We start from the raw sequence: 23,776 nt of genomic DNA on the forward strand, positions 1-23,776 counted from the left end.
CCGGTCGGCGCGCGCGGTCCCATCACCGAACCGCGTCCGTCCCGACGGATGCGACGCATCGCACACACCCCGGAGGGCCCATGACCGTTTCCGAGACCACTTCCGATCCGACTGACGGCGCCACGCCGTCCGCCGGTACCCCCCATGGCCGCCGGCGCGCGCTGTCGCTGCGCGACTGGCTCGACCGCCTGGCCAATCGCGACGATGTGGCCGTGGCGCGGGAGGGCCTGGCGCTGAAGCACCAGATCGCCGCGGTCGCCAAACGCTTGGACGGCGACAAGGCGACGTTCTTCCCGAAACCCGATGGCGCGCATGCGATCCCGGTGATCTCAGGGCTGGTCTCCGATCGTGGCTGGATGGCCGAGGCGCTGGGCGTGCCGCAGGACCAGCTGCTGGCTCACTTCCAGCGCGCCGCCGCCAACCCGATCCCGTTCAACGAAGTGACCGCGGCGCCGGCGCAAGAGGTCGTGCACACCGAGGTCGATCTGCTCGGGCAACTGCCGATCCCCACCCACAACGAGCACGACAGCGGCGCCTACATCACCGCCGGCCTGTTGATCTCGCGCAGCCCGGAAACCGGCATCCAGAACGTGGCGATCCACCGGTGCCAGATCAGCGGCAAGAACCGCATCGGCGTGCTGCTGCTGCCGCGGCATACCGACCACTACCACCGCATGGCGGAGAAACAGGGCAAGCCGCTGGAAATGGCGATCGCCATCGGCGTCGATCCGGCCACGCTGCTGTCCTCGCAGGCGATCGTGCCTGTCGACCACGACGAACTGGAGATCGCCGGCGCCCTGCACGGCCGAGCGCTGGATGTGGTCAAGTGCACGACCAACAACGTGCGTGTCCCGGCGGATTCGGAGATCGTCATCGAAGGGCGGTTGCTGCCCGACGAGCGCGAGGAGGAAGGTCCGTTCGGCGAGTTCCCGCAGTACTACGGCGAGCGCGCGCGTCGCCACGTGATCGAGGTCGACGCGATCACCCACCGTCGCGACGCGATGTTCCACACCATCGTCGGCGGCGGTCTCGAACACCTGCTGCTGGGCGCGATCCCGCGCGAGGCGACGATCCTCAACGAGCTGCAGCGCAGCTTCCCGGGCGTGCGCGACGTGCATCTCGCGCTCGGCGGCGTGGGTCGCTACCACCTCTACGTCAAGCTGGACAAGCGCCAGGACGGCGAGGGCAAGAACGTCATCCTCGGGGCGTTCGCCGCGCACTACGACATCAAGCACGTGGTGGTGTGCGATACGGATGTCGACATCCACGATCCGCGGGAGGTGGAGTGGGCGGTGTCCACGCGTTTCCAGGCCGACCGCGACCTGGTGGTGATCGCGCACAGCCAGGGCTCCAAGCTCGATCCGTCCACGCGCGACGGGGTCGGCGCCAAGATGGGGCTGGACGCGACGGTCCCGCTCGACGCGCCGGAGATGAAGTACAAGCGCATCCGCATTCCCGGCGAGGAGAGCCTGGACCTGGATGCCCTGATGTCCGGCGCCAGCGACTGGCGCGCCCGGTTGAAGGCGTGATCCGGCCATGACCGTCACGATCATGTCGCCGATGCCGCGCCTCGCCGTGCTGGCCCTGGGCCTGGCGTCGGCCTGTGCGTTCGCGCAGACCCCGCCGCCGGCCGGGCAGGCCCAGGCGCCTGCCACCCCGACCACCGCGACCGAAGCGGCGGACACCGCCGTCGCCACCGCCCGCACGCCGGCACCCTCGGGCTACCCGCTCGCGGCCCAGGGCTGGGGCGGTCGGACCGGCCCCGACACCTGGATGTCGCGCTGGGTCGAGGACTGGCGGCCGCAGGCCACCGCCGGGCGCGCGCCGGAACGCTTCGACGGACTCAAGTACATCCCGCTCAACGATGCGGGCGATGTCTATCTGACCCTGAGCACCGAACATCGCTTCCGCACCAACTATCTCGACAACCCCGGCCTGCGCGCCGGCTCGTCGCAGCAGCAGTGGATGTATCGCGGCTTCCTGGGTGCCGATCTGCATCTGGGCGAGCGCGTGCGCGCCTATGCCGAGCTCGCCCACGGCAACCTCGACGGCCGCAACACCACCCGGCCGGTGAGTCAGCACAACGATCTCACCCTGCAGCAGGCATTCGTCGACGTGACCGGACAGTGGGGCAACGCCGAGACCGGGGTCCGGATCGGTCGCCAGGATTTCAGCGACGGCCCGATCCCGCTGGTGTCGGTACGCGAGAACCCCAACATCCACTTCCGTCTCGACGGCGTGCGCGCCTGGGCGATCGCACCGACGCGGCGGATCAATGTATTCGAGTACCGCTACGTCGACGAGCAGCCCGGCGTGTTCGGCGAGGGCACCGAGCAGCGCAAGCGGTTCCGCGGTGCGGTGGCCGGCTTCCGCCTGGACGGCGCGCTGTCGGGGCTTTATCTGGAGCCGTTCTGGTATGGCGCGCGCGACGACGACCGCCGCTGGGGGACCACGGTGGGCCGCGAGGAGCGCGATTTCCTCGGCATGCGGCTGTGGGGCACGCGCGGGGCGATGACCATGGACGCTTCGGTCGTCCACCAGAGCGGCGACTTCGACGGGCGCGACATCCGCGCGTTCGCGGCGTTCTCCAACCTGCGCTGGGCGCTGTCGGACACGGGCATGAAGCCGGCGTTCGGCGTCCATGCCGACATCTCGTCGGGCGGCGGCGCGTACGGCGATGGCACCCTGCGCAACGCGTCGTTCCTGTTCGGTACCGTGCCGTACTTCAGCTTCGCCAGCTTCGTCGGCGGGACCAATCTGATCGACGTCGCGCCGACTTTCCAGTTCGCGCCCACGGCCAACACCACCGTCGCGCTGGAATGGGAGTGGCTGTGGCGGCACCGTGCCGACGACGCGGTCTACAGCGGAGGCGGCACGCCCTATGCCGGAACGGAGCTGGTCGACGGCCGTCGCATCGGTCATCTGCTGCGGCTCAACAGCACCTGGCGATTGAGTCGTTACTGGTCGTTGACCGGACGCGCCGAACGGCTGTTCGCGGGGCCGGTGCTGGAAGCTGCCGGCTACGGCGATGCGACCTTCGTCGGCGCCTGGGCGACGTTCCGGTTCTGACGTCGGCGGGCGCCCCGGTCCTTTCGGGGCGCGCCGGAGGGTGCGGGTAGAATCGACGACGCGCACCGCACGGCGAAGGAGACGTGGTGATCGAGGGGGTCTGGATGTTTCCGCTGGTGGGCGCGTTCGCGGGCCTGCTGGCCGGCCTGCTCGGCATCGGCGGCGGTCTCGCCCTGATCGCCGTACTGGTCTGGGTGTTGCCTGCCCACGGCATCGCTCCGGATACCGCGATGCATGTCGCGCTGGCCAGCACCATGGCCAGCATCGTGGTGACCACCGCCGCGTCGGCGTGGGCGCATCATCGCCGCGGCGGTGTGCTGTGGCCGACGGTGGCGTGGATGGTGCCGGGACTGCTGCTGGGAGCCTGGCTCGGCACGTTCCTCGCCGTACGGGTCAGCGGCGAACTGCTGCGCATGGCCGTCGCCGCCTACTGTTTCCTTTCGGCGCTGCAGCTGGGCCTGGGCCGGGCGCGCACCGCACTCGGCGCGGATGCGGTGCCGCGGGGGCCGCTGCTGTCGCTGGCTGGTGCCGGGATCGGCGCGGTGTCCTCGGTGGTGGGGATCGGCGGCGGCAGCATGACCGTGCCGCTGCTCGTCTGGCGTGGCGTCGCACCCGTGCGTGCGGTGGGGACGTCGGCCGCGGTGGGCATCTTCGTCGCCCTGGCGGCCGCGGCCGGTTTCGCGGCCCACGCGCCGCCGGAGACGGCACTCCCGCACTCGATCGGCTATGTCTATCTGCCGGCCACGTTGGGGGTGGCGGTGACCGCCGTGTTCACCGCGCCGCTGGGCACGCGCCTGGCGCACGCGATCAGCGCCGCCGTGCTGCGGCGCGCGTTCGCCGCGTTCATGCTGGTGGTGGGCACGAGCCTGTTGCTGTACTGAGCGGGCCGCAGGGACTTTCGATGTCGGGCGTCTCGGCCTGTATACTCGCCCCCAGTATCCAGGAGGGGCCATGCCGCACTCGCCGGAAGAGAAGAAGCGCGTCCTGACCCGCGTGCGCCGCGTGCGCGGGCAGATCGACGCGCTCGAGCGCGCGCTGGACGCCGGTGCGGACTGCGCACCGGTGCTGCAGCAGATCGCGGCGATCCGCGGCGCGGTCAACGGGCTGATGGCGGGCGTGCTGGAAAGCCACCTGCGCGAGGAACTCGCCCAGGCCGCGGCCACGCCCGAGCAACGGCAGGCGTCCATCGACGATGCCGTATCGCTGGTGCGCTCCTACTTGCGCTGACACGCCACATTCCGCGCCCCGGCGGCCACCGCCGTGCGCATTCGCATGTATCCAACGGGAGGACCCGCCATGAAATCTCGCGCCGCCGTCGCCTTCGCCGCAGGCGAACCGCTCAAGATCGTCGAGATCGACGTCGCCCCGCCGCAGGCCGGCGAGGTGCTGGTGAAGATCACCCATACCGGCGTCTGCCACACCGACGCGTTCACCCTGTCCGGCGACGATCCGGAAGGCCTGTTCCCGGCCGTGCTCGGCCATGAGGGCGCCGGCATCGTGGTCGAGGTGGGCGAGGGCGTGACCAGCGTGAAGCCGGGCGACCACGTGATCCCGCTGTACACCGCCGAGTGCGGCGAATGCCTGTTCTGCACCAGCGGCAAGACCAACCTGTGCGTGGCCGTGCGTGCCACCCAGGGCAAGGGCGTGATGCCCGACGGCACCACGCGCTTCTCCTACAACGGCGAGCCGGTCTACCACTACATGGGCTGCTCGACCTTCAGCGAGTACACCGTGGTCGCCGAAGTCTCGCTGGCGAAGATCAATCCCGATGCGAACCCGGAGCACGTGTGCCTGCTCGGCTGCGGCGTGACCACCGGCATCGGTGCGGTGCACAACACCGCGAACGTGCAGGCGGGCGACAGCGTGGCGGTGTTCGGACTCGGCGGCATCGGCCTGGCGGTGATCCAGGGTGCGCAGCAGGCCAAGGCCGGCCGCATCATCGCCATCGACACCAATCCGTCGAAGTTCGAGCTGGCGAAACAGTTCGGCGCCACCGAGTGCGTCAACCCGAAGGATCACGACCGGCCGATCCAGCAGGTGATCGTCGAGATGACCGGCTGGGGCGTGGATCACTCGTTCGAGTGCATCGGCAATACCGAGGTCATGCGCGCCGCGCTCGAGTGCGCACACCGCGGCTGGGGCCAGTCGGTGATCATCGGCGTCGCCGGTGCGGGCCAGGAGATCAGTACGCGGCCGTTCCAGCTGGTGACCGGGCGCAGCTGGAAGGGCACCGCGTTCGGCGGCGTCAAGGGCCGCAGCCAGCTGCCGGGCATGGTCGAGGACGCGATGAAGGGCGACATCCAGCTGGCCCCGTTCGTGACCCACACGATGCCGCTCGACGAGATCAACGATGCCTTCGAGCTGATGCACGCCGGCACGTCGATCCGCTCGGTCGTCCATTACTGATACGCGCCGGCAGGTGCCCGGTTTCGGTCGTCGCCCGACGATCGGGGCCGCCGCGGTCTTCGCGGTCTGGGGCGTGCCTGCCGGACGAGAGGAGAGTCCCCTATGCAACGGATCGAACATCGCGCCTGCTTCGGTGGCTGGCAGGACGTCTACGAGCACGCATCCGATGTCCTCGGTTGCACGATGCGGTTCGCGGTCTATCTGCCGCCGCAGGCCGAGGCGGGCGCCGCGCTGCCGGTGCTGTACTGGCTCAGCGGCCTGACCTGCAACGAGCAGAACTTCATCACCAAGGCCGGCGCACAGCGTTACGCGGCCGAGCATGGCGTGGTCATCGTCGCGCCGGACACCAGCCCGCGCGGCGACGACGTCGCCGATGCCGACGGCTACGACCTCGGCAAGGGCGCCGGCTTCTACGTCGATGCGACGCAGTCGCCCTGGGACGCGCACTATCGCATGCACGATTACGTGGTCAACGAACTGCCCGCGCAGGTCGAGGCGCATATTCCGGTGTCCGACGCGCGCGCGATCAGCGGGCATTCGATGGGCGGGCACGGCGCGCTGACCATCGCGCTGCGCAACCCGGGCCGCTACCGCAGCGTGTCGGCGTTCTCGCCGATCGTCGCGCCGTCGCAGGTGCCGTGGGGCGAGAAGGCGTTCGCCGCCTACCTCGGCGACGACCGCGAGACGTGGAAGGCCTACGACGCCACCGCGTTGATCGCCTCCGCGACCGAGCGGCTGCCGTTGCTGGTCGACCAGGGGGGCGACGACGAATTCCTCGACGGTCAGCTCAGGCCCCAGTTGCTGCAGGCCGCCGCCGAGACGGCGGGGCATCCGCTCACGCTGCGCATCCACCCGGGCTACGACCACAGCTATTACTTCATCGCCAGCTTCATCGGCGAGCACATCGCCCATCACGCGCGCGCGCTGCGCGCCTGATCCCCGCCGGCATGGCGGTGCCGACGCGGTCGCGCGGGCACGTGCGGTGCCGACGACCGCGACGGGGCGCTGCGGCCCGTCAGCGCAGGGTCGGCACGAAGTCGGTGTAGGCGAACCGCGCGTCGCGCAGCACGGTCGCGCCCGGGTCGAGGGCGAGCGGTGCGGCGAACATCGGCCCGGCGTGCACGCAGGTGTGGAATTCGCCGTTCTCGCCGCAGGGATCGATGCCGGCGGGCAATGCGTCCAGCAGGTCGGAATCGAACGCGCGTCCCGCGAATCCCGCATCGAGGCGCTCGGTGTCCACGCAGCACAGGTGGGCGCGCAGGCCACCGTCGATCATGGTCCGCGCCAGTGTCGCGGTGTCGGCGGGGGTGCCGAACAGCGGAAACAGGGGGGTCCAGCCCAGGCGTGCGCACGAGGCCTCGCGCCAGGCGCGGATGTCGGCAAGGAAGAGATCGCCGAACGCGATGCGGTCGATACCGGGCCAGCGCACGCGGGCCTCGTCGAGGGCGCGGGCGAAGGCGGCTTCGTAGCCGGCGTTGTCGACGTCGGCGGGCATCCGTGCCTGGATCACCGGCAGTCCCGCGGCGTCGGCCTGGCGAAGCAGGATGTCGACGCGGATGCCCTGCATCGACACCCGCTCGTACTCCTCGGTCACCGTGGTGACCAGACCGACCACGTCGACCTCGCCGCGCGTGCGCAGCGTATGCAGGGTCCAGGCGGCGTCCTTGCCGCCGCTCCAGGAGAGCAGGGCGCGCGGTCGGCGCGGCACCTCAGCCGCGCACGTTGCGCAGTTCCCACGCGCCGCCGGCCAGCAGGCGCAGGCGGTGGCGCACGATCTCGCCGGGCAGGGAGGTGGTCGCGGTCAGGTCGAATGCCATGTCGCGCTGCTCGCCCTGCACGCTCGCCCCGGCATCGACGACGCCGAGCGCTGGATCGACTTCGTCGGGTTCGTCCTGGGACAGGCGCCAACGCTCGAACAGTCCGTCGCCGGCGAGCGCGGCCTGCAGCTCGTCGGCCATGCCGCCGGCACTCTGCGAGCGGAAGGCGAACGGGCCGCCGGCGCGGGCGGCTTCGGGATCGGGGATACGGATGTCGTAGGTGGCCATGCGGGCATCGTCTCGGGAGTGGGGCAGCAGCCTAGCAGCCGCGCGCGTGAGCGCTGCGGCAAGCGTCGCGCAGGTCCGGCAGGTGCGCTCAGGCGAAGGCGTGCGGCGGCGAGGCGAAGCCCACGGTGAGCGAACCGACGCCGACGTTGACCATGCCGGTCAGGCTCATCACCGTCTCGAACACCTCGATGCCGTGCGTGCGGCAGGCGGCCATCAGCGGCTCGTAACCCGGCAGGGCGCGCAGATCCTCGAGCAGACCGCCGTAGCTCAGGCACAGCGTGGGCGTGAGCAGTCCGGCCTCGACGCGTTCGGTCGCGAAGCCGAGCAGTTTCGCGGCTGCGGGTTCGAACCCCCGCACCTTGCCCACCGGCCCGGTGTCGCCTTGGTGGCAATGCAGGATCGGCTTGATGTCGAGCGCGCCGCCGATGGTCGCCGCGAGCAGGCTGACGCTGCGGTCGCCACGGTGGCGGGTGCGCGCGCGCAGGTAGGCCAGGTCGCGCGGCACCATGTAGGTGTAGCTGCGTCCGGCGAGGAACTCCAGCCGCGAACGGATCTCGGGCGCGGCCACGCCCGCCTCGCGCAGGCGTACCGCCTCGACGGGCAGGATGCCCTGGCCCGCGAACACCTGCTGCGAGTCGATCACCCGCAACGAGAACGGCGTGGTGTGGCCGGCCTGGCTGCGCCCCTGGCGGTACTCGTTGAGGATGGCGAAGCTGGCATGGGTGGCGTTGTCGTGGATCTGGCTGCGGCTGCGGGTCACCGTCAGGCAGAACACGTAGTCGTAATCGATCGTCAACCGCTCGAGGAACAGCGACTTGATGCGGTCGGACGGGAACGCCGCGGTTTCGGCGGTGTGCCCGCGCTCGGCGACGTGCGCGTCGACGAAGGCGAGCGTGGCCTGTTCGTCGCGCAGATCGACCAGCTCGGCCTCGCCGATGCGCACGGTGACCGGCAACAGGACGATGCCGGCCGCCTCGAGCCAGGCCGGTGGCAGATCACAGGCGGAGTCGACGACGATTCCGATACGCATGGTCCCTCCGGGGAGATGTGCGGATGGCCCGGCTGTCCCGCAGGGTCCGCGCCGGTCTGTGCGCCAGGTCCGCACTGTACGTGATTAATCGCCCGATTCGCATCAAGGCGCTGTCGGCGGACGCGGTCGCCGGATGCCTTCGGGCAGGGCGGCGACGCGGCGCATCGGCGGCGTGTCGAGCAGCCCGGGATCGTCGAGCAGCGCCAGGGCGAAATCGTGGGCATCGTCGCCCCAGACCAGCGCGTCGCCGACGGCCAGCGTCGGCACGCCGAACACGCCGGCCTCCAGCGCCGCCCGGGTGTCGTCGTGCAGTCGCTGCTTGACCGCCGGATCGCCCAGCGCCTGCGGGTCGATGCCCCGCGCCTGCAGCAGCGGCGCCAGCGCCTCGACACTGTCGGCCGCTCGCCCCTGGCCCCAGATCCAGTCGAAGAGCGCGTCGATCGTCTCCGGGTCGTTGCCGGTGGCGATACAGGCACGCAGCGCGGGCAGCGGGTTGAACGGGTGCGCGGGCGGGAACCGGAACGCGACGCCGTCGCGCGCCGCGCGCCAGACCAGGTGCCGATACGCAGACAGCCGCTTGGCCGGGATCTCGGCCGGGCCGCGTTGCCCGAGATGGTCGAGCACCGCGCCGAACAGGATCGGCACCGGCACGATGCCGCGCGCGTCGAGCATCGGCTGCAGTTTGCGCCACTGCAGGTAGGCGTACGGCGAGATGAAGTCGAAGTACCAGCGCACATCCATGGTCGGTCTCCCTGTCTGCAGTCGCGCTCGAGGTCGTCGTCGGCATTGTGGACCCGGGAGCGGGCGCTGCGTGCACGCGTAGACTGGCGGCCTCACCTGCTCCCGGAGGACGCCGCATGGCCGACAACGAACTGCGCCTGGCGCTGCTGATCGACGCCGACAACGCACCGGCCTCGCGCATCGAGCCGATCCTGACCGAACTCGCCCGTCACGGCGTGGCCAACGTGCGCCGCGCCTACGGCAACTGGAAGAGCCCGCACCTCAAGGGCTGGGAGGCCGCGCTGCATGCCTATGCGATCCGCCCGATCCAGCAGTTCGCCTACAGCAGCGGCAAGAACGCCTCCGACATGGCGATGGTGGTCGATGCGATGGACCTGCTGTACGGCCGCACCCTCGACGGCTTCGCCATCGTGTCCAGCGATGCCGACTTCACCCCGCTGGTGATGCGGTTGCGGCACGAGAACATGCGCGTGTTCGGATTCGGCGAGGAGAAGACCCCGGAGCCGTTCGTCAAGGCGTGTTCGACCTTCCTCTACCTCGACAAGCTGGCGGGCTCGGGCGATACCGACGGCGGCACGGCACGACCCAAGACCGCGGCGCAGCTGCGCCAGGACACCAGCCTGGTGCACCTGCTGCGCAACGCGGTCTCGGCCACCGCTGACGAATCGGGCTGGACCCACCTGGGCGCCGTGGGCAGCCACATCGGCAACCAGGGTTCGTTCGATTCGCGCAACTACGGCTACCGCAAGCTCAGCGACCTGATCGAGGCCACCGAACTGTTCGAGCTGCGCCGCGACGGCCAGGCGGTGGAACTGCGCGAGAAGCCCGAGGCCCCCGCACGGCGCCCGCGACGGCGGACGCGCACGCCGGCGAAGTAGGGCGGCATCAGTTTTCTTGGTTCGCAGGACTGAGCCGCCTGCGTGGATTTCTTTGGGACGCCGCGCCCAGGTGGCCGGGCATCGCTCTTCCCTCGACAGGGCATCCTGCCCTGACTCGGGAGCGCGCCATTCATGGCGCGCTCGACGCGACGCGCCCGCCGAAGCCCGCATAAGCACCCGCTTTCGCCATGAGGATCAGATCATTCGGGAGAAAAGCCCGGAAAAAGTGTGGCGGCGACCGGATCCAACGCGAGTGCAGCTCGCGAAGCGTCCGGACGACGCGACGGCACCCAGCACGGAGCGTGCTCGGGGTCGTCCATCGTGCCGACGAATGAGGTCCGCGCGTCCCGCAAGCCGAAGCGCCGTCGGGACCGGTGGCCTTCTCGGCGAAATCAAGGAGGCCGCCGCCGCCGCATGGCGGTGGCCGGGGGACATTCGCGCGAGGAGGCTGCCGGTCTCGGCGGTGCCCGCCAGGTCGCGACGCCATCAAGCGAACGAGCGCATCGATGTCGGCTAGTACAGATCCACGGGATCCACATCCAGCGACCAGCGCACGCGCCGTGCCATCGGCAGTGCGTGGATGTCCGGCACCGCCCGGTCGAGCAGCGCATGCAACGCGCCGCGCTGTGCCGCGGTCAGCAGCAACTGCGCGCGATGGAAGCCTGCGCGCCGCGGCATTGGCGCCGGCAACGGCCCGTCGCGCGCCACGTGGCCTTCGGGGTCGTGCGCCGCCAGCACCGCCGCGACCTCGCGCAGGAACGCCGGCGGCACGTCGGCATGCTGGGCCTCCGCCCGCAGCAGCGCGAGGTGCGCAAACGGGGGAAAGCCCGCCGCCTCGCGCTGGACCAGCTCGGCCTCGGCGAAGGCCGCATAGCCGCCGCCGAGCAAGGTGCCCAGCAGCGGATGCTCGGGATGATGGGTCTGCAGCAGCACCTGCCCGGCACGGACACCGCGGCCGGCCCGGCCGGCGACCTGGATCAGCAGTTGCGAGAGTTTTTCCGGCGCCCGGAAATCGGCCGAGAACAGGCCTTCGTCGATCCCCACCACCGCCACCAGCGCTAGATCGGCGAGGTCGTGCCCCTTGGCCAGCATCTGCGTCCCCACCAGGATGCCCGGGCGGTCGCCGAGCGTCGCCAGCGCCTGCTCCACGCCGTCGCGGCGGCGGGTGCTGCCGCGGTCGATGCGCACCACCGGCACCTCCGGAAACGCGCGCACCAGATGTTCCTCCAGCCGCTCGGTACCGACGCCCTGCGGCTGCAGTGCGAGCCCGGCGCAGTCCGGACACGCCGGCGGTGCGGGCTGGCGATGCCCGCAGTGATGGCATTGCAGGCGCCGGCCACCGGCATGCACGGTCATCGGGGCGTCGCAGCGCACGCACTGTGCGCTCCAGCCGCAGTCGTGGCACAGCAGCACCGGCGCGTAACCGCGGCGATTGCGGAACACCAGCACCTGGCCGCCCGCCGCCAGCGTGGCGCGCACCCCGTCGAGCAATTCGGGCGACAGCCCGGCCTCCAGCGCACGCTTGCGCACGTCCAGGACCCGCACCGTCGGCGGCCGGGCGGTGCCGGCGCGCTGCGGCAGGCGCAGCGCGGTGTAGCGTCCGCTGCGTGCGTTGTGCAGGGTTTCCAGCGAGGGCGTCGCGCTGCCCAGCACCACCGGCACATCCAGCGCCTTGGCACGGACCAGGGCGAAATCGCGGGCGTGGTAGCGGATGCCGTCCTGCTGCTTGTAGCTGCCGTCGTGCTCCTCGTCGATCACGATCAGGCCCGCATCGGGCAGGGGCACGAACACGGCCGAACGCGTCCCGACGATCACCCGCGCCTCGCCGCGCTCGGCTGCGGCCCAGACGCGTGCGCGCTCGGTGTCGTTGAGCCCGGAGTGCAGCGCATGCACCGGCACGCCGAGACGGGCGCGGAACCGGGCCAGGGTCTGCGGGGTCAGGCCGATCTCCGGCACCAGCGCCAGCGCCTGCCGGCCGCGCGCCAGCGTCGCCGCGATGGCGCGCAGGTAGACCTCGGTCTTGCCGCTTCCGGTGACGCCGTCGAGCAGGAACGGCCGGAACCCGTCCGCGTCGCCGATCGCCGCGATCGCCGTCGCCTGGGCGGCGTTCGGCTCCGGTCCGTGCGCGGGGGCCGGCGCCAGCGCCGAGGGCGGCAGCGCCACCCGCTCGGCCTGGCCGCGGCCGGCCAGTGCGCGTGCCGCCGCGCGCCAGCCGGGTAGCCGGTCGTCGAGCGCGTCCTCGTCGAGGGTGCCGTCGGCCAGCAGTGCGGCCAGGTCGCGTGGGCGTCCGGCCCGCATGCCGGCGAGCGCCGTGGCGCCGGCCTCGCTCAGGCGCCAGGTCCAGGTGTGGGTGTCGGGCAGGGGGTCGCCCCGGCGCAGTGCGGCGGGCAGTGCGGTGCTCAGCACCTCGCCCAGCGGCGCATGCAGGTAGCGCGTCAGCCAGCGCAGCGAATCGAGCAGTTCGCCATGCAGGACCGGCGCCGGATCGATCCACGCCAGCGCGGCACGCAGGCTGTCGCCGGCATGCGCGGCGGGCCCCGTGTCGGCGACGATGCCCACCAGTTCGCGCGGTCCGAACGGTACCCGGATCCGTCGCCCGACCGCGTCCGGCGGCGCGGGCGCGCCATCGGGCGGGAGGTAGTCGAACAAGCGCGGCAGCGGGACCGGCAGGGCGATGCGCAGGCAGCGGGGAGGCGTCATGCCGGCGGGCAGGGAGGTGATGGCGTGCGGGCCGCCAGTGTACGCGCTGGCGTGGAAGGCGACTTGCGATCCATAGCTGTCCGCCTGCGGGATGAAGTGGACGCAACTGCCGGTCACCAAAAGGAATTCGGGTTTATCCACATCGGCTGTGGATAACCCTGTGCATCACGGGTGTCACGAGGTGGTCGCAAAGCCTGAGAACAGCGCCCGGGAAGAATTGGCTAAAAAATGACCATTTTGATTTTTTCTTTTTCATTCATGCACTTATTCGTGAAACATTGCTGAACCCCGCCTTTTCAGCGACGTGCATGCCGCGTGTATGACAGTCCCATGCCGGCTGTGTACAACCCAGGCCGCTCGCTGCCCTGGAATTCGCGTTTCGGTCGACTTGTCAAGGGGCGATGCGGCACGCGTGGCTGGCTATGATGTACGGGTGAAAGCCAGCCGCAGCGAGCGTCGTCGACCGTGAATCAGGGCCCAGGGGCGTCTCCGGCGCTGAGTGCGTTCCTGCGCGGCGTCGAGCGTCGCGCTGCCCTGTTCGCGCAGCTGCAGGTCGGCGACATCGAGGCGGGCGATGCCGCCCTCCATACCGCCATGGTCGGCTTCCGCGATGCCGCGGCACGCACCCCGTTCCCGGACTGGCCCCGCCGGTTCTGGTCGCAATTGCTGTCCGCTCCGCAGTTGCGCGAGCCGATGCAGCGTCCTGGCTGGTCCGGCGATTTCGATGTCCTGGGCACGATCGGAACCGGCCCGCGGGCAGCGCTGCTGTTGCGGCTGGTGGCCAACATCGCCGAAAGCGATGCGGCTGGCGTCCTCGGTGTGTCACGGGAGACCTATCGGCTGGCGCTGCGGCGTGCCCTGCCGCGCCTGCCCGACGGCCAGCCCGACGAAACCCGTTTCCGGGCCCTGGCCGATGCGGTGCAGCTCGCCCTGCGCGACACCGCACCCGAGCGGCTGGCCGAGCTGGCGCGCCTGCGCGACGCCGCGCTGCGCGGACGGATCCACACGCCCCGCCGCCGTGAGCAGCCCGCCGCGCGCCAGACGGCCGAGTCGGTGCAGGCACGGCCGCGCTGGTTGTGGCCGGCGCTCGCGGCGGTGGTCCTGGCCACACTGGCGGCGCTGGCGTGGACGTTCGTCTCGGACGACTTCGTCGACCTGGACGGCGAGCCCTACGGGATCCGCATCGACCGTCTTCCCGACAGTGGCACCGGCGGCCACGTGGGCACCGATGCCGCGATCATCACGCATCCGGATTTCGCCCTGCTCCTGAGCGACGACGCCGAAGGTGCGGCGCGCGATCCGGCCTTCCATGCCTGGCTGACCGCCCAGCTCGAGCGCGGCGACCTGGAGGCCGACATCGTCCGTCCCGAGCAGGAAGAAGGCGCCCGCGATACCGACGAGAACGCACTGGAGATGTCGGATGACCCGTGATGCCCGCCGCCGTCGCGCGCTGTGGTGGGCGGCGCTGTTGATGGTGCCGGTCGCTGTCTGGGGCCAGGCGTTGCCGCCGGATCTGGTCCGCGCGCTGGAGGCCTTGCCGGCGGGCGAGCGGGCCCGGGTCCAGCAGCAGGCCCAGCAGTGGGCGCGGCTGTCGCCCGAGCAGCAGCAGGCGCTGCGCACCCGGGCCAGCGAATGGGACGCGCTGCCGCCGTTGACCCGCCAGGCGCGACGCGCGTCCTGGGAAAGCTGGCAGGCCCTGCCCGACGACGAGCGGGCACGCCTGCGCGCCACGGCTGCCGCCTATGCCCGCATGTCCGAGGCACAGCGGCACGAACTGGCCGAGCGCTACGCGGCGCTGGACACCTTCGAGCGCGACGGTTGGCGACTGGGGTCGGTGCTCGGGGCGGACTGGCCGCGCCTGCACGGGTTGTTCGCGCTGGTCCCGGACGACCAGCGCGTGCCCCTGCTCGAACTGCTGCGCGGCCTGGACGACCGCGCGCGCGGCGACCTGGCCGTGATCGCCCAGCGCACGCCGCCGGACGAGCGCGACGCGTTGCGCCGCAAGTTGCTGTCGATGGCCCCACAGGCACGCGCGGACTGGTTGCGCGGGCAGGCCTCGCCGAACTGACGCGTCGGTTCGCGCCACGCCCGGCCGCGCCACGTCCGCCCGCAGCTGCGCCGGGCTACAGCGCGAACAGCGAAAAGCCCATCACGCCCAGCGCCACGATCAGGAACAGCGCCGCGTAGACCTGGCCGATGACCAGGTACTTCACCTGCGTCATCAGCCAGCCCTGCTGGTAGACGTTGCGCTGCATCCACAGCAGGTAGAGCGGCATCGAGCAGATCAGCGCGACCTCCAGCATCGACAGCAGCGACCCCAGCCAGGGTGCCCGTGCCGCCATCCAGCCGCGGATCGCCACGCTGGCGAAGATCAGCAGCAGCGCCAGCATCAGGTACACGTGGCTGTACAGCGCGACGACCACGTGTTCCAGATAACTGCGGCGCTGGAACACGTACATGATCTTGAGCATCAGCGCGAACAGCGGCACCAGCACGAACAGCGTCGGCGGCGCCGCCCCCAGCATGAACCGTACGAAGGCCTGCCCGTCGCCCTCGAAGCGTTCGATGCGGTGGCCGATGCGGGCCAGGAAGGGGTGCCCGTCCCAGGGGCTGAGGCCCGTCGCGTGCGCTGCGCGATCGTCGTCGTCGGCTGCGGACGACGCGGCCGCGTCCCGCGCGGCGTCTGCGTCGGCATCGCGTGCAGGCGGCGCACCGCCCAGCGCGACCACCCGGGCATCGGCGGCGTCGTCGATCCGCCGCCGCGCCTCGCGCAGCGCGAAACCGAGTGCCGGCAGGGCTTCGGCCTCGGCGAGGTCGCGCAGCAGGCGCGTGCGCACGCGCTCGACGTCCTCCGTCGAGTCGGCCGAGGCGAAAGCGGAATCGATACCGGCCGGTCGCGCCGGAGCGACCGGCGCCGGTGCCGGACCCTCGGCACTCGCCGCCTCCGCCAGCGCCGCCGCGCCCTGCGCCGGCGCGTCGGAGTCGTTGCGTTCGATGGCCGGCGCCAGCAGCACCTTGGCCACGAACACGGTCAGCGCGGTCACGATGACGAACATCCGCAGCGGCGCGATGTAGCGCACCCGGTGGCCGGCGAGATAGGCGCGTGCCACGCGTCCGGGCACGAACAGGTCGCGCAGGGTGCGGAACACGCGGCCGTCCAGGTGCCAGAAGGATTCGAACACTTCCTCCACGGCATGGCCGAAGTGACGCAGCGGGTTGTGCGCCGACTGCCCGCACAAATGGCAGAAGCCGCCTTGGAGCCAGGCGCCGCAGTTCTCGCAGGCGGACCCGTGGCGTTCGGCGTGTGCCGGATCGGTCATTTCGAAAGGTTTCCCCGGACGACATGGACGCGGCGGCGCGGCGCCGCGTGCGAGCCGGTAAGATACCGGGCCACCGCGACCCGGTGCCAGCGCCGTTCCCCGATGCGCGGCCGCAGTCGCGAAGACCCGTGCCATGTCCGCCTCCGCCCCTCCGGCGCGCTTCGGTCGCGAAGTGCGCACCACGGCCGTTCTTGCCGCGCCGCTCGTCCTGGGTCACATCGCCACCGGCCTGATCGGTCTGGTCGACAGCGTCATCGCCGGTCGCCACGGCACCTCCACGCTCGCCGCGGTGTCGGTGGGCACGGCGATGTTCTGGCTGCCGATCATGATCCCGATGGGCACCTTGATGGCGCTGCCGCCGTCGGTGTCCGAACTCGAAGGGTCGGGGCGACGGCACGAGATCGGCCCGCTGTTCCGCCAGGCCCTGTGGCTGGCCGCTGCGCTCGGTCTGCTGCTGTTCGCCTTCATGACGGTGTCGGCCTACGCGCTGGCGCCGATGGGCATCGAGGCCGGCATCGTGCCCGGTGCCGTCGACTTCCTGCACGGCATCCGCTGGGGCGTGCCCGCGCTGACCGCGTACTACTGCATGCGCTATCTCAGCGACGGCCTGCACTGGACGTTGCCGACGATGCTGTTCGGCTTCGGCGGCCTGCTGTTGCTGGTGCCGATGGGCGTCGTCCTGACCTTCGGCCTGTTCGGAGCGCCGGAACTCGGGGCTGGCGGCCTGGGCTACGCCTCGGCGGCGATGATGTGGCTGCAGGCGATCGGTTTCGCGGTGTACCTGGCGCGTGCGCGACGGTTCGCCGACCTCGGCCTGTTCGCGCGCTTCGAACGTCCACGCTGGGCCGACCAGCGCGCCCTGTTGAAAGTGGGCCTGCCGATCGGCGTGACGGTGACGATGGAAGGTGGCCTGTTCGTCGTCACCGCGCTGCTGATCGGCCGCCTCGGCGAGGTGCCGGCGGCCGCGCACCAGATCGCGATCAACGTCGCCGCGCTGTGCTTCATGATCCCGTTCGGCCTGGCCGAAGCGACCACGGTCCGGGTCGGGCACGCGCTCGGCAGCGGTCTCGGCCGCGCCGGCGTGCGCACCGCGATGCGCGCGGGGCTGGCGCTGGTGTTGCTGACGCAGGGCCTGACCGCGGTGCTGCTGCTGACCGGCAGCGGTGTCATCGTGAATCTCTATACGGCCGACGCCGCGGTCGCCGCGCTGGCGGCGACGTTGCTGATCTACGCCGCCGTGTTCCAGTTTCCCGACGGCATCCAGGTCCTCTCGGCGGGGGCCTTGCGTGGCCTGAAGGACACCCGGATCCCGATGTTCCTGGCCGCGTTCGCCTACTGGGGCGTGGGCATGAGCCTGGGGGCCGGTCTTGGCCTGGGTCTGGGCTGGGGGCCGACCGGCATGTGGACGGGGTTGATCGCCGGCCTGCTGGTCGCGGCGGTGCTGATGACCGCGCGATTCCGCTACAGCCTGGCGCGGCTGTCCGATACCGCCGCGCCGGCCGTGGCCAGGCCGGAAGCGGGCACGACTTCCGGCGCATGAAACTTGAACGGGCCTGCCGCTAAGCTGTCGGCTGGCAAGGAATCCGTCCCCCCCTTCTGGAGTCGATGTCGATGAACCAACCGCGCCGCCGCGGCCCGATCGCCCGTGTCCTGGTCGGCGTCTGGGACGCCGTGAATTTTTCCCGACGGCTGGTGTTGAACCTGCTGTTCCTGCTGGTGGTGCTGCTGTTCGTGGCCCTGCTGGCCAGCCGCGAGGGCGCCAAGCCGCTGCTCGACCGCACCACCCTGGTGATCGCTCCGGAAGGGCGGATCGTCGAGCAGTACTCGGTCGATCCGACCTCGCGCATGCTCGCGCGGGCGATGGGCCAGCCCGGGCCGGGCGAGATCCAGCTGCGCGATCTGCTGCGCGCGCTGGACGCCGCCGCCCATGACGACAACATCGAGCGCGTCTACCTGCGCCTGGACGGCCTGTTGCCGTCGGGCATGGCGACGATGCGCGAAGTCGCCGCCGGCGTGCGTGCGGTGCGCGATGCCGGCAAGCAGGTGGTGGCCTACGGGCAGACGCTGCCGCAGTCGAGCTACCTGCTCGCGGCGCAGGCCGACGAGGTCTACGTGGATCCGATGGGCAGCGGCGTGCCGCTCGAAGGCCTGTCCAGCTACGGCCTGTACTTCGGCGAAGCCCTGCAGGAGAAGCTGTCGGTCGACGTGCACGTGTTCAAGGTCGGCGAGTTCAAGTCGGCGGTCGAGCCGTTCATCCTCAATGCCGCATCCGACGAGGCCAAGGAAGCCGACCTGTACTGGCTGAGCGATCTCTGGCAGCGCTACCTGGCCGACATCGCGCAGGCGCGCGGGCTGGACCTCGGCCGGATCGAGGCCGGCATCGACGGCATGGCCGACGGCGTCGCCGCCGTGGGCGGCGACCTGGCCCGTTACGCGCAGGAACAGGGCCTGGTGGACGGCCTGATGGCCGAGCACGAGGTCGAGACGCTGCTGACCGAACGCGGCGTGGCCGACGAGGACGACGACCTGGGCTTCCGCAATGTCGGCCTGGACGGCTACCTCGCCCATGTCGACCGCAATCTGCCGAGCGCGATGGCATCGCGGCCGCAGGTGGCGGTGGTGGTGGCCGAGGGCACGATCGTCGACGGCGAGCGGCCGCCGGGGAGCGTCGGTGGCGTCTCCACCGCGGCCCTGCTGCGCGAGGCGCGCGAGGACGACGATGTGCGCGCGGTGGTGCTGCGGGTGAATTCGCCCGGCGGTTCCGCCTATGCCTCGGAGCAGATCAATCGCGAGATCGAACTGCTCAAGGCGGCCGGCAAGCCGGTGGTGGCGTCGATGGGGTACGTGGCCGCGTCGGGCGGTTACTGGATCAGCATGAATGCCGATCGCATCTATGCCGACCCGTCCACGATCACCGGTTCGATCGGCGTGTTCGGCATGATCCCCAACCTCACCCGCAGTCTGGGCCGGATGGGCGTGTACGCGGACGGTGTGGGCACCACGCGCTTCGCCGGTTCCTTCAATCTCACCCGGCCGATGGAGCCCGACGTGGGGCGCCTGATCCAGTCCAGCATCGAGCGGATCTACGGCGACTTCGTCGGCAAGGTGGCCGCCGGCCGCGGGCGCACGCCGGAGCAGATCGACGCGGTCGCGCGCGGACGGGTGTGGAGCGGCGCGCAGGCGCGCGATCGTGGCCTGGTCGACGATCTGGGCGGTCTGCGCGAGGCGATCGCGGATGCGGCGCGCCGCGTCGAGCTGGACGAGGACACCTACCGGGTGCGTTACGTCGAGCAGCCCCTGAGTCCGTTCGCGCAGTTCCTGTCGGGCTTCGGCGGCAGCCGCCTCGGTGCCGCATTGTTCGGCGACACCGCGTTCGCGCGCGCACTGGCGGTGCGTGCGCTGCCGGAGATGGAGCGTCACCTGGAGACGCTGGAGCAGGGCATGGACCAGCCGGCCCAGGGCCGTGTGCGCCCGATGACCTACTGCTTCTGCCCGACGTTCTGAACCGAGCGGTCGCTGTCGTGTCGAAAGAGACCCGGCCATGTGCCGGGTCTTTTTCTTGCTGCTTCGCCGGTGGGCATGACCGACACCGGGCTCAACGACGCACGTCGAGGCGCTCCTGCTGCACGAACGCGGTCACCGCGGCGGCGTCGACGAGGTTGAAATCGCCGGGCACCGAGTGTTTCAGGCACGCGGCGGCGTGGCCGAAGGCGAGGGCGTCGGCGTCGGGCATGCCCTCGAACAGGCCGTGCAGCACGCCGGCGGCGAAGGCGTCGCCGCCGCCGATGCGGTCGACGATGCCCTCCAGCGGATGCGGTGCGATGCGGTGCACGTCGCCGTCGCGGGTCACCATCATCGCGCCGAGCGTATGCGCATCCACGCTGCGTTGCCCCCTCAATGTGGTCACGATGCGGCGCAGGTGCGGGAACGCCGCGAACGCGCGGCTCGCCGCGGCGAGGATGCGCGACGCGTGGCGGCCGCCGTCGTCGGCGCCGGTCGGCGCGTCATCGGGTGCAGCGTCCGGCTCGGGCCCGAGGACCACATCGATGTCGCGGTGATCGGCGAACGCGATCGACGCCTCGGACAGCAGCGCATGCAGCAGCGGGCCCGGCCGGCTGTCCCAGGCGGCCCACAGTTTGGGCCTGAAATTGCCGTCGAACGAGACCTCGACGCCGCGCGCGCGCGCAGTACGCGCGGCCTCGATCGCGGCATGCGCACAGGCCTCCCCGAGTGCAGGCGTGACACCCGACAGGTGCAGCCAGTCGACCCCGTCGAGCAGCGACGGCCAGTCGTAGCCGGCTGCGTCCGCGCGGGCGAACGCGGAGTCCGCGCGGTCGTAGATCACTTCGCTGGGACGGTGACCCGCGCCCGTGGCGAGGAAGTAGAGGCCCATGCGACCGCCCTCGCGCCGGAGCCTCGCCGTATCCACGCCGTGCAGGCGCAATGCGCCGAGCGCCGCCTGCCCCAGCGCGTTGTCGGCCACGGTGCCGGCCATCGCGCTCGGGTGCCCGAACCGCGCCAGCGACACCGCGACATTGGCCTCCGCGCCGCCGACATGGACCTGCAGCGCGGGCGATTGCAGCAGGCACTCGCGGCCGGGTGCACCCAGGCGCAGCAGCAGTTCTCCGAAGCACAGTACGCGTTGGGTCATGGAAGATCGCCTCCGGTTCGGGCCGGCCGTCACGCGGCTGTCGCAGCGCAGCATGCTTCGGCCAGGATGATTTGTTAGGGTTTTGACCATCGGTGTCATTCGCTTCGAATGGCACGCGAGCCCAGGCACGATACCAGCCAAGAACGCCTTCAGAGCGGTCTGGCCTCACGGGAGGGGAAACACCAATGGCAGTTGCAGTCCGTGCAATAAAGACACCGGTTACCATGCTGGCGGTCGCGATCTCGTTCGTGCTCGGCGCGCAGGCGCACGCACAGGATCAGGCGCCCCCGCCACCGCCCCAGACCACGCCAGCCGCCGACGCCACCGAGCTCGATGTGGTCCGCGTCACCGGCTACCGCGCCAGCCTCGAACGCGCGCTGGACATCAAGCGCGGCGAGGCCGGCGTGGTCGATGCCATCGTCGCCGAGGACATCGCCAACTTCCCGGACATGAATCTCGCCGAGTCGTTGCAGCGCATTCCCGGCGTGACCATCACCCGCGAATCCGGCGAAGGCCGCAACATCTCCGTGCGCGGGCTCGGCGCCGACTTCACCCGCGTGCGCATCAACGGCATGGAGGCGCTGACCACGGTCGGCGGCACCGACACCTCGGGCGGCACCAACCGCGGCCGCGGGTTCGACTTCAACGTGTTCGCGTCCGATCTCTTCAGCCAGCTGGTGGTGCGCAAGACATCGTCGGCCGAGGTCGAGGAGGGCTCGCTCGGCGCCACCGTCGACATGCGCACCGCGCGTCCGTTCGACTACGACGGCTTCACCTTCGCCGCCAGCGGCCAGCTCGGTTACAACGACCTGTCCAGCGACACCAATCCGCGCGCCACCGCGCTGATCTCCAACACCTGGGCGGACAACCGTTTCGGCGCCCTGTTGTCGGTCGCATTCACCGACCGCGAGCTCGTCGAGGAAGGCAGCGGCAGCGGACGCTGGGCGTCGGGCACCAGCAATGGCGGCTTCGATCCGTCGTCGCCGTACACGCCGGCCCTCGGTGCCGATGTCTTCCATCCGCGCATTCCGCGTTACTCGCTGATCCACCACGACCAGCAGCGCGTGGGCGTCACCGGCGCGTTGCAGTTCGCGCCCAGCCGGGACACCGAGATCAGCTTCGACATGCTGTACGCCAAGATCGATGCCGAGCGCACCGAGGACTACATCGAGGCGATCTCCTTCAGTCGCGGCGCTTCGGCCGGCGGCAAGCCGAACACGATCGTGCGCGACGGTGCGGTCGACGATCGCGGCAACCTGGTCTACGGCGTGTTCGACAACGTCGACATCCGCTCGGAGTCGCGCATCGACGAATGGACGACGGAATTCACCCAGTTCGCCCTGTCGGGCGAGCATCGCTTCAACGATGCGGTGAAGATGAACGCCCTGGTCGGCCGGTCGAAGTCGGAGCACGAGAATCCGATCCAGACCACCGTGATCATGGACAAGTTCGATGTCGACGGGTACAGCTACGACTATCGCGGCAACAGCCGTCTGCCGGTGTTCGACTACGGCATCGATCCGACCGACCCCAACGGCTGGACCCTGGCCGAGATCCGCCTGCGTCCGCAGTACGTCGACAACACCTACGATACCGCCCGGCTGGACGTCGACTGGTCGCTGACCCCCGGCTTCCGCCTGAAGGCCGGCCTGCAACGCAAGGAATACAGCTTCGAGACCACCGAACTGCGCCGTGCCAGCGAGCTCGATGTGCCGACGCTGACTCCCGAGCAACTGGCCGAGCTGACCAAGCAGGTCAGCGCCTACGACATCCCGGCCACGCCCGGCACCTGGGTGGTGCCCGACATCGCCGCGTTCGACCAGCGCTTCGGCCTGTACAGCAACAGCGGAACCTTGCAGGTGCTGCCGCGCCCGGTCAACGACCGCAGCGTGACCGAGACCGCCGACAGCGTCTTCGTGCAGGCCGACTTCTCCACCGATCTCGGCCAGATCCCGTTCTCGGGCAATGTCGGCGTGCGCTACGTGCAGACGAGCATGGATTCGACCGGTTACGCGACCGTCAGCGGGGCCCCGATCCAGGCGCGGGTCTCGCGCGAGTACTCGGACGTGCTGCCGTCGATGAACCTGGTCGCGGAAGTCGCGCCGGACATGCTGTTGCGATTCGGTGCCGCCAAGGTGATGGCGCGCAGCGGACTCGGCTCGCTGACCCCGGGCGTGACCGTCAACGTCGCGGGTGGCGCCCGCACGGTCTCGGGCGGCAATCCGGATCTCGATCCGTTCCGCGCCAAGACCTACGACCTCGGCTTCGAGTGGTACTACGGCGACGGTGCCCTGTTCGGCGTCGGCCTGTTCTACAAGGACATCGACACCTACGTGCAGACGGTGCGCGAGACCCGCATCTACGCCGACAGCGGCCTGCCCGCGAGCCTGCTGGCCGGCACCGGCGCGTCGCCCACCGACGAGTTCGTGTTCAGCGTGCCGGTCAACACGCCGGGCGGTCCGCTGCGCGGCGCCGAACTGAACCTGCAGCAGCCCTTCAGCTTCCTGCCCGGGCGCTGGAGCAATCTCGGCGTGCAGTTCAACTACACCTACGTCGACGCGGAAATCAGCTATCTCGACGGCGCCGGCGAGGAAATCATGCGGACCTCGATGGTGGGACTGTCGGACAACGCCTACAACGCCACGCTCTACTACGAAGGCGATGTGTTCTCCGGGCGCGTCTCGGGCACCTATCGCAGCGACTACCTCACCAGCGTGCCGGGGCGCGACGGCAACGACGTCGAAGGGGTCAAGGGCACGACGACGTTCGACGCGTCGATCTCGTGGAAGATCAACGACCGCCTGCAGCTCACCCTGGAGGGACTCAATCTGACCGACGAGTACCAGGACGAATGGGTCGACTCGGTCGCCGACCGCAGCTCGGTCTACTACCACACCGGTCGCCAGTACATGCTCGGCATGCGTTACCGCTTCTGA

At 70.5% G+C, this 23,776-nt stretch carries 19 protein-coding genes; 12 read left to right on the forward strand and 7 right to left on the reverse strand.

Annotated features, from left to right (window positions below; all coding sequences use genetic code 11):
* Window positions 1–80: 80 nt before the first annotated feature.
* The 6 genes from RG19_RS00085 (at window position 81) to fghA (ending at window position 6,411) form a co-directional block, all read left to right on the forward strand.
* Window positions 81–1,529, forward strand: a complete 1,449-nt coding sequence (locus tag RG19_RS00085) for a UbiD family decarboxylase (RefSeq protein WP_082672375.1) — start codon at window positions 81–83, stop codon at window positions 1,527–1,529.
* Between the two features lie 7 nt (window positions 1,530–1,536).
* Window positions 1,537–3,069 (forward strand): alginate export family protein, encoded by a 1,533-nt coding sequence (locus tag RG19_RS00090; RefSeq protein WP_058833485.1) that lies wholly within the window; start codon window positions 1,537–1,539, stop codon window positions 3,067–3,069.
* An 86-nt stretch (window positions 3,070–3,155) separates the two neighbouring features.
* Window positions 3,156–3,950: a sulfite exporter TauE/SafE family protein gene (locus RG19_RS00095; RefSeq protein ID WP_238376557.1), complete on the forward strand. Its 795-nt coding sequence runs from the start codon at window positions 3,156–3,158 to the stop codon at window positions 3,948–3,950.
* A 70-nt stretch (window positions 3,951–4,020) separates the two neighbouring features.
* Entirely contained in the window at window positions 4,021–4,296 is a 276-nt protein-coding gene (frmR, locus tag RG19_RS00100; RefSeq protein ID WP_058833486.1) for a formaldehyde-responsive transcriptional repressor FrmR, read from the forward strand.
* Between the two features lie 69 nt (window positions 4,297–4,365).
* Window positions 4,366–5,475, forward strand: a complete 1,110-nt coding sequence (locus tag RG19_RS00105; protein WP_058833487.1) for an S-(hydroxymethyl)glutathione dehydrogenase/class III alcohol dehydrogenase — start codon at window positions 4,366–4,368, stop codon at window positions 5,473–5,475.
* A gap of 102 nt (window positions 5,476–5,577) precedes the next feature.
* The gene (gene fghA, locus RG19_RS00110) at window positions 5,578–6,411 is read left to right on the forward strand and encodes an S-formylglutathione hydrolase (RefSeq protein ID WP_058833488.1); all 834 of its coding nucleotides are present in this window, start codon (window positions 5,578–5,580) and stop codon (window positions 6,409–6,411) included.
* A gap of 79 nt (window positions 6,412–6,490) precedes the next feature.
* Here the strand turns inward: fghA and RG19_RS00115 are convergent, their stop codons facing one another.
* From RG19_RS00115 to RG19_RS00130, 4 genes are all read right to left on the reverse strand, one after another.
* Window positions 6,491–7,183, reverse strand: coding sequence for a Dph6-related ATP pyrophosphatase (locus tag RG19_RS00115; RefSeq protein ID WP_058833489.1), 693 nt, complete (start codon window positions 7,181–7,183; stop codon window positions 6,491–6,493).
* Window position 7,184: 1 nt separating this feature from the next.
* The gene (locus RG19_RS00120) at window positions 7,185–7,520 is read right to left on the reverse strand and encodes a hypothetical protein (protein ID WP_058833490.1); all 336 of its coding nucleotides are present in this window, start codon (window positions 7,518–7,520) and stop codon (window positions 7,185–7,187) included.
* 88 nt (window positions 7,521–7,608) lie between these two features.
* A complete protein-coding gene (locus RG19_RS00125; protein ID WP_058833491.1) occupies window positions 7,609–8,550 on the reverse strand; it encodes a DegV family protein in 942 nt (313 codons plus the stop codon).
* 102 nt (window positions 8,551–8,652) lie between these two features.
* Window positions 8,653–9,291 carry a 2-hydroxychromene-2-carboxylate isomerase gene (locus RG19_RS00130; RefSeq protein WP_058833492.1) on the reverse strand — a complete coding sequence of 213 codons (639 nt, stop codon included), beginning with the start codon at window positions 9,289–9,291 and terminating at the stop codon, window positions 8,653–8,655.
* A 116-nt stretch (window positions 9,292–9,407) separates the two neighbouring features.
* Here RG19_RS00130 and RG19_RS00135 point away from each other — a divergent pair, with 116 nt between their 5' ends.
* Entirely contained in the window at window positions 9,408–10,169 is a 762-nt protein-coding gene (locus tag RG19_RS00135; protein WP_058833493.1) for an NYN domain-containing protein, read from the forward strand.
* A gap of 513 nt (window positions 10,170–10,682) precedes the next feature.
* Here RG19_RS00135 and RG19_RS00140 read toward each other — a convergent pair.
* Entirely contained in the window at window positions 10,683–12,869 is a 2,187-nt protein-coding gene (locus RG19_RS00140) for a primosomal protein N' (RefSeq protein ID WP_058836310.1), read from the reverse strand.
* Between the two features lie 465 nt (window positions 12,870–13,334).
* Between RG19_RS00140 and RG19_RS00145 the strand changes: the two genes are divergently transcribed.
* Both RG19_RS00145 and RG19_RS00150 read left to right on the forward strand, forming a co-directional pair.
* Window positions 13,335–14,300, forward strand: coding sequence for a hypothetical protein (locus RG19_RS00145; protein ID WP_058833494.1), 966 nt, complete (start codon window positions 13,335–13,337; stop codon window positions 14,298–14,300).
* On the forward strand, window positions 14,290–14,937 hold the full coding sequence (locus RG19_RS00150) for a DUF3106 domain-containing protein (RefSeq protein ID WP_058833495.1): 648 nt from the start codon (window positions 14,290–14,292) through the stop codon (window positions 14,935–14,937). The genes RG19_RS00145 and RG19_RS00150 overlap by 11 nt, the downstream gene beginning before the upstream one ends.
* A 55-nt stretch (window positions 14,938–14,992) precedes the next feature.
* Here RG19_RS00150 and RG19_RS00155 read toward each other — a convergent pair whose 3' ends face one another.
* Window positions 14,993–16,189: a DUF3667 domain-containing protein gene (locus RG19_RS00155; RefSeq protein WP_058833496.1), complete on the reverse strand. Its 1,197-nt coding sequence runs from the start codon at window positions 16,187–16,189 to the stop codon at window positions 14,993–14,995.
* 133 nt (window positions 16,190–16,322) lie between these two features.
* Here RG19_RS00155 and RG19_RS00160 point away from each other — a divergent pair, with 133 nt between their 5' ends.
* Together RG19_RS00160 and sppA are read left to right on the forward strand one after the other, a co-directional pair.
* On the forward strand, window positions 16,323–17,729 hold the full coding sequence (locus tag RG19_RS00160; protein ID WP_058833497.1) for an MATE family efflux transporter: 1,407 nt from the start codon (window positions 16,323–16,325) through the stop codon (window positions 17,727–17,729).
* 71 nt (window positions 17,730–17,800) lie between these two features.
* Window positions 17,801–19,693: a signal peptide peptidase SppA gene (sppA, locus tag RG19_RS00165; RefSeq protein WP_058836311.1), complete on the forward strand. Its 1,893-nt coding sequence runs from the start codon at window positions 17,801–17,803 to the stop codon at window positions 19,691–19,693.
* A gap of 91 nt (window positions 19,694–19,784) precedes the next feature.
* Here sppA and RG19_RS00170 read toward each other — a convergent pair whose 3' ends face one another.
* The gene (locus RG19_RS00170) at window positions 19,785–20,840 is read right to left on the reverse strand and encodes a sugar kinase (RefSeq protein ID WP_058833498.1); all 1,056 of its coding nucleotides are present in this window, start codon (window positions 20,838–20,840) and stop codon (window positions 19,785–19,787) included.
* Between the two features lie 185 nt (window positions 20,841–21,025).
* On the opposite strand from RG19_RS00170, the gene RG19_RS00175 reads away from it, so the two are divergent.
* On the forward strand, window positions 21,026–23,776 hold the full coding sequence (locus RG19_RS00175) for a TonB-dependent receptor (RefSeq protein WP_058833499.1): 2,751 nt from the start codon (window positions 21,026–21,028) through the stop codon (window positions 23,774–23,776).

Origin of the sequence: Luteimonas abyssi, from assembly GCF_001482195.1 — a bacterium.
Lineage (GTDB): Bacteria > Pseudomonadota > Gammaproteobacteria > Xanthomonadales > Xanthomonadaceae > Luteimonas > Luteimonas abyssi.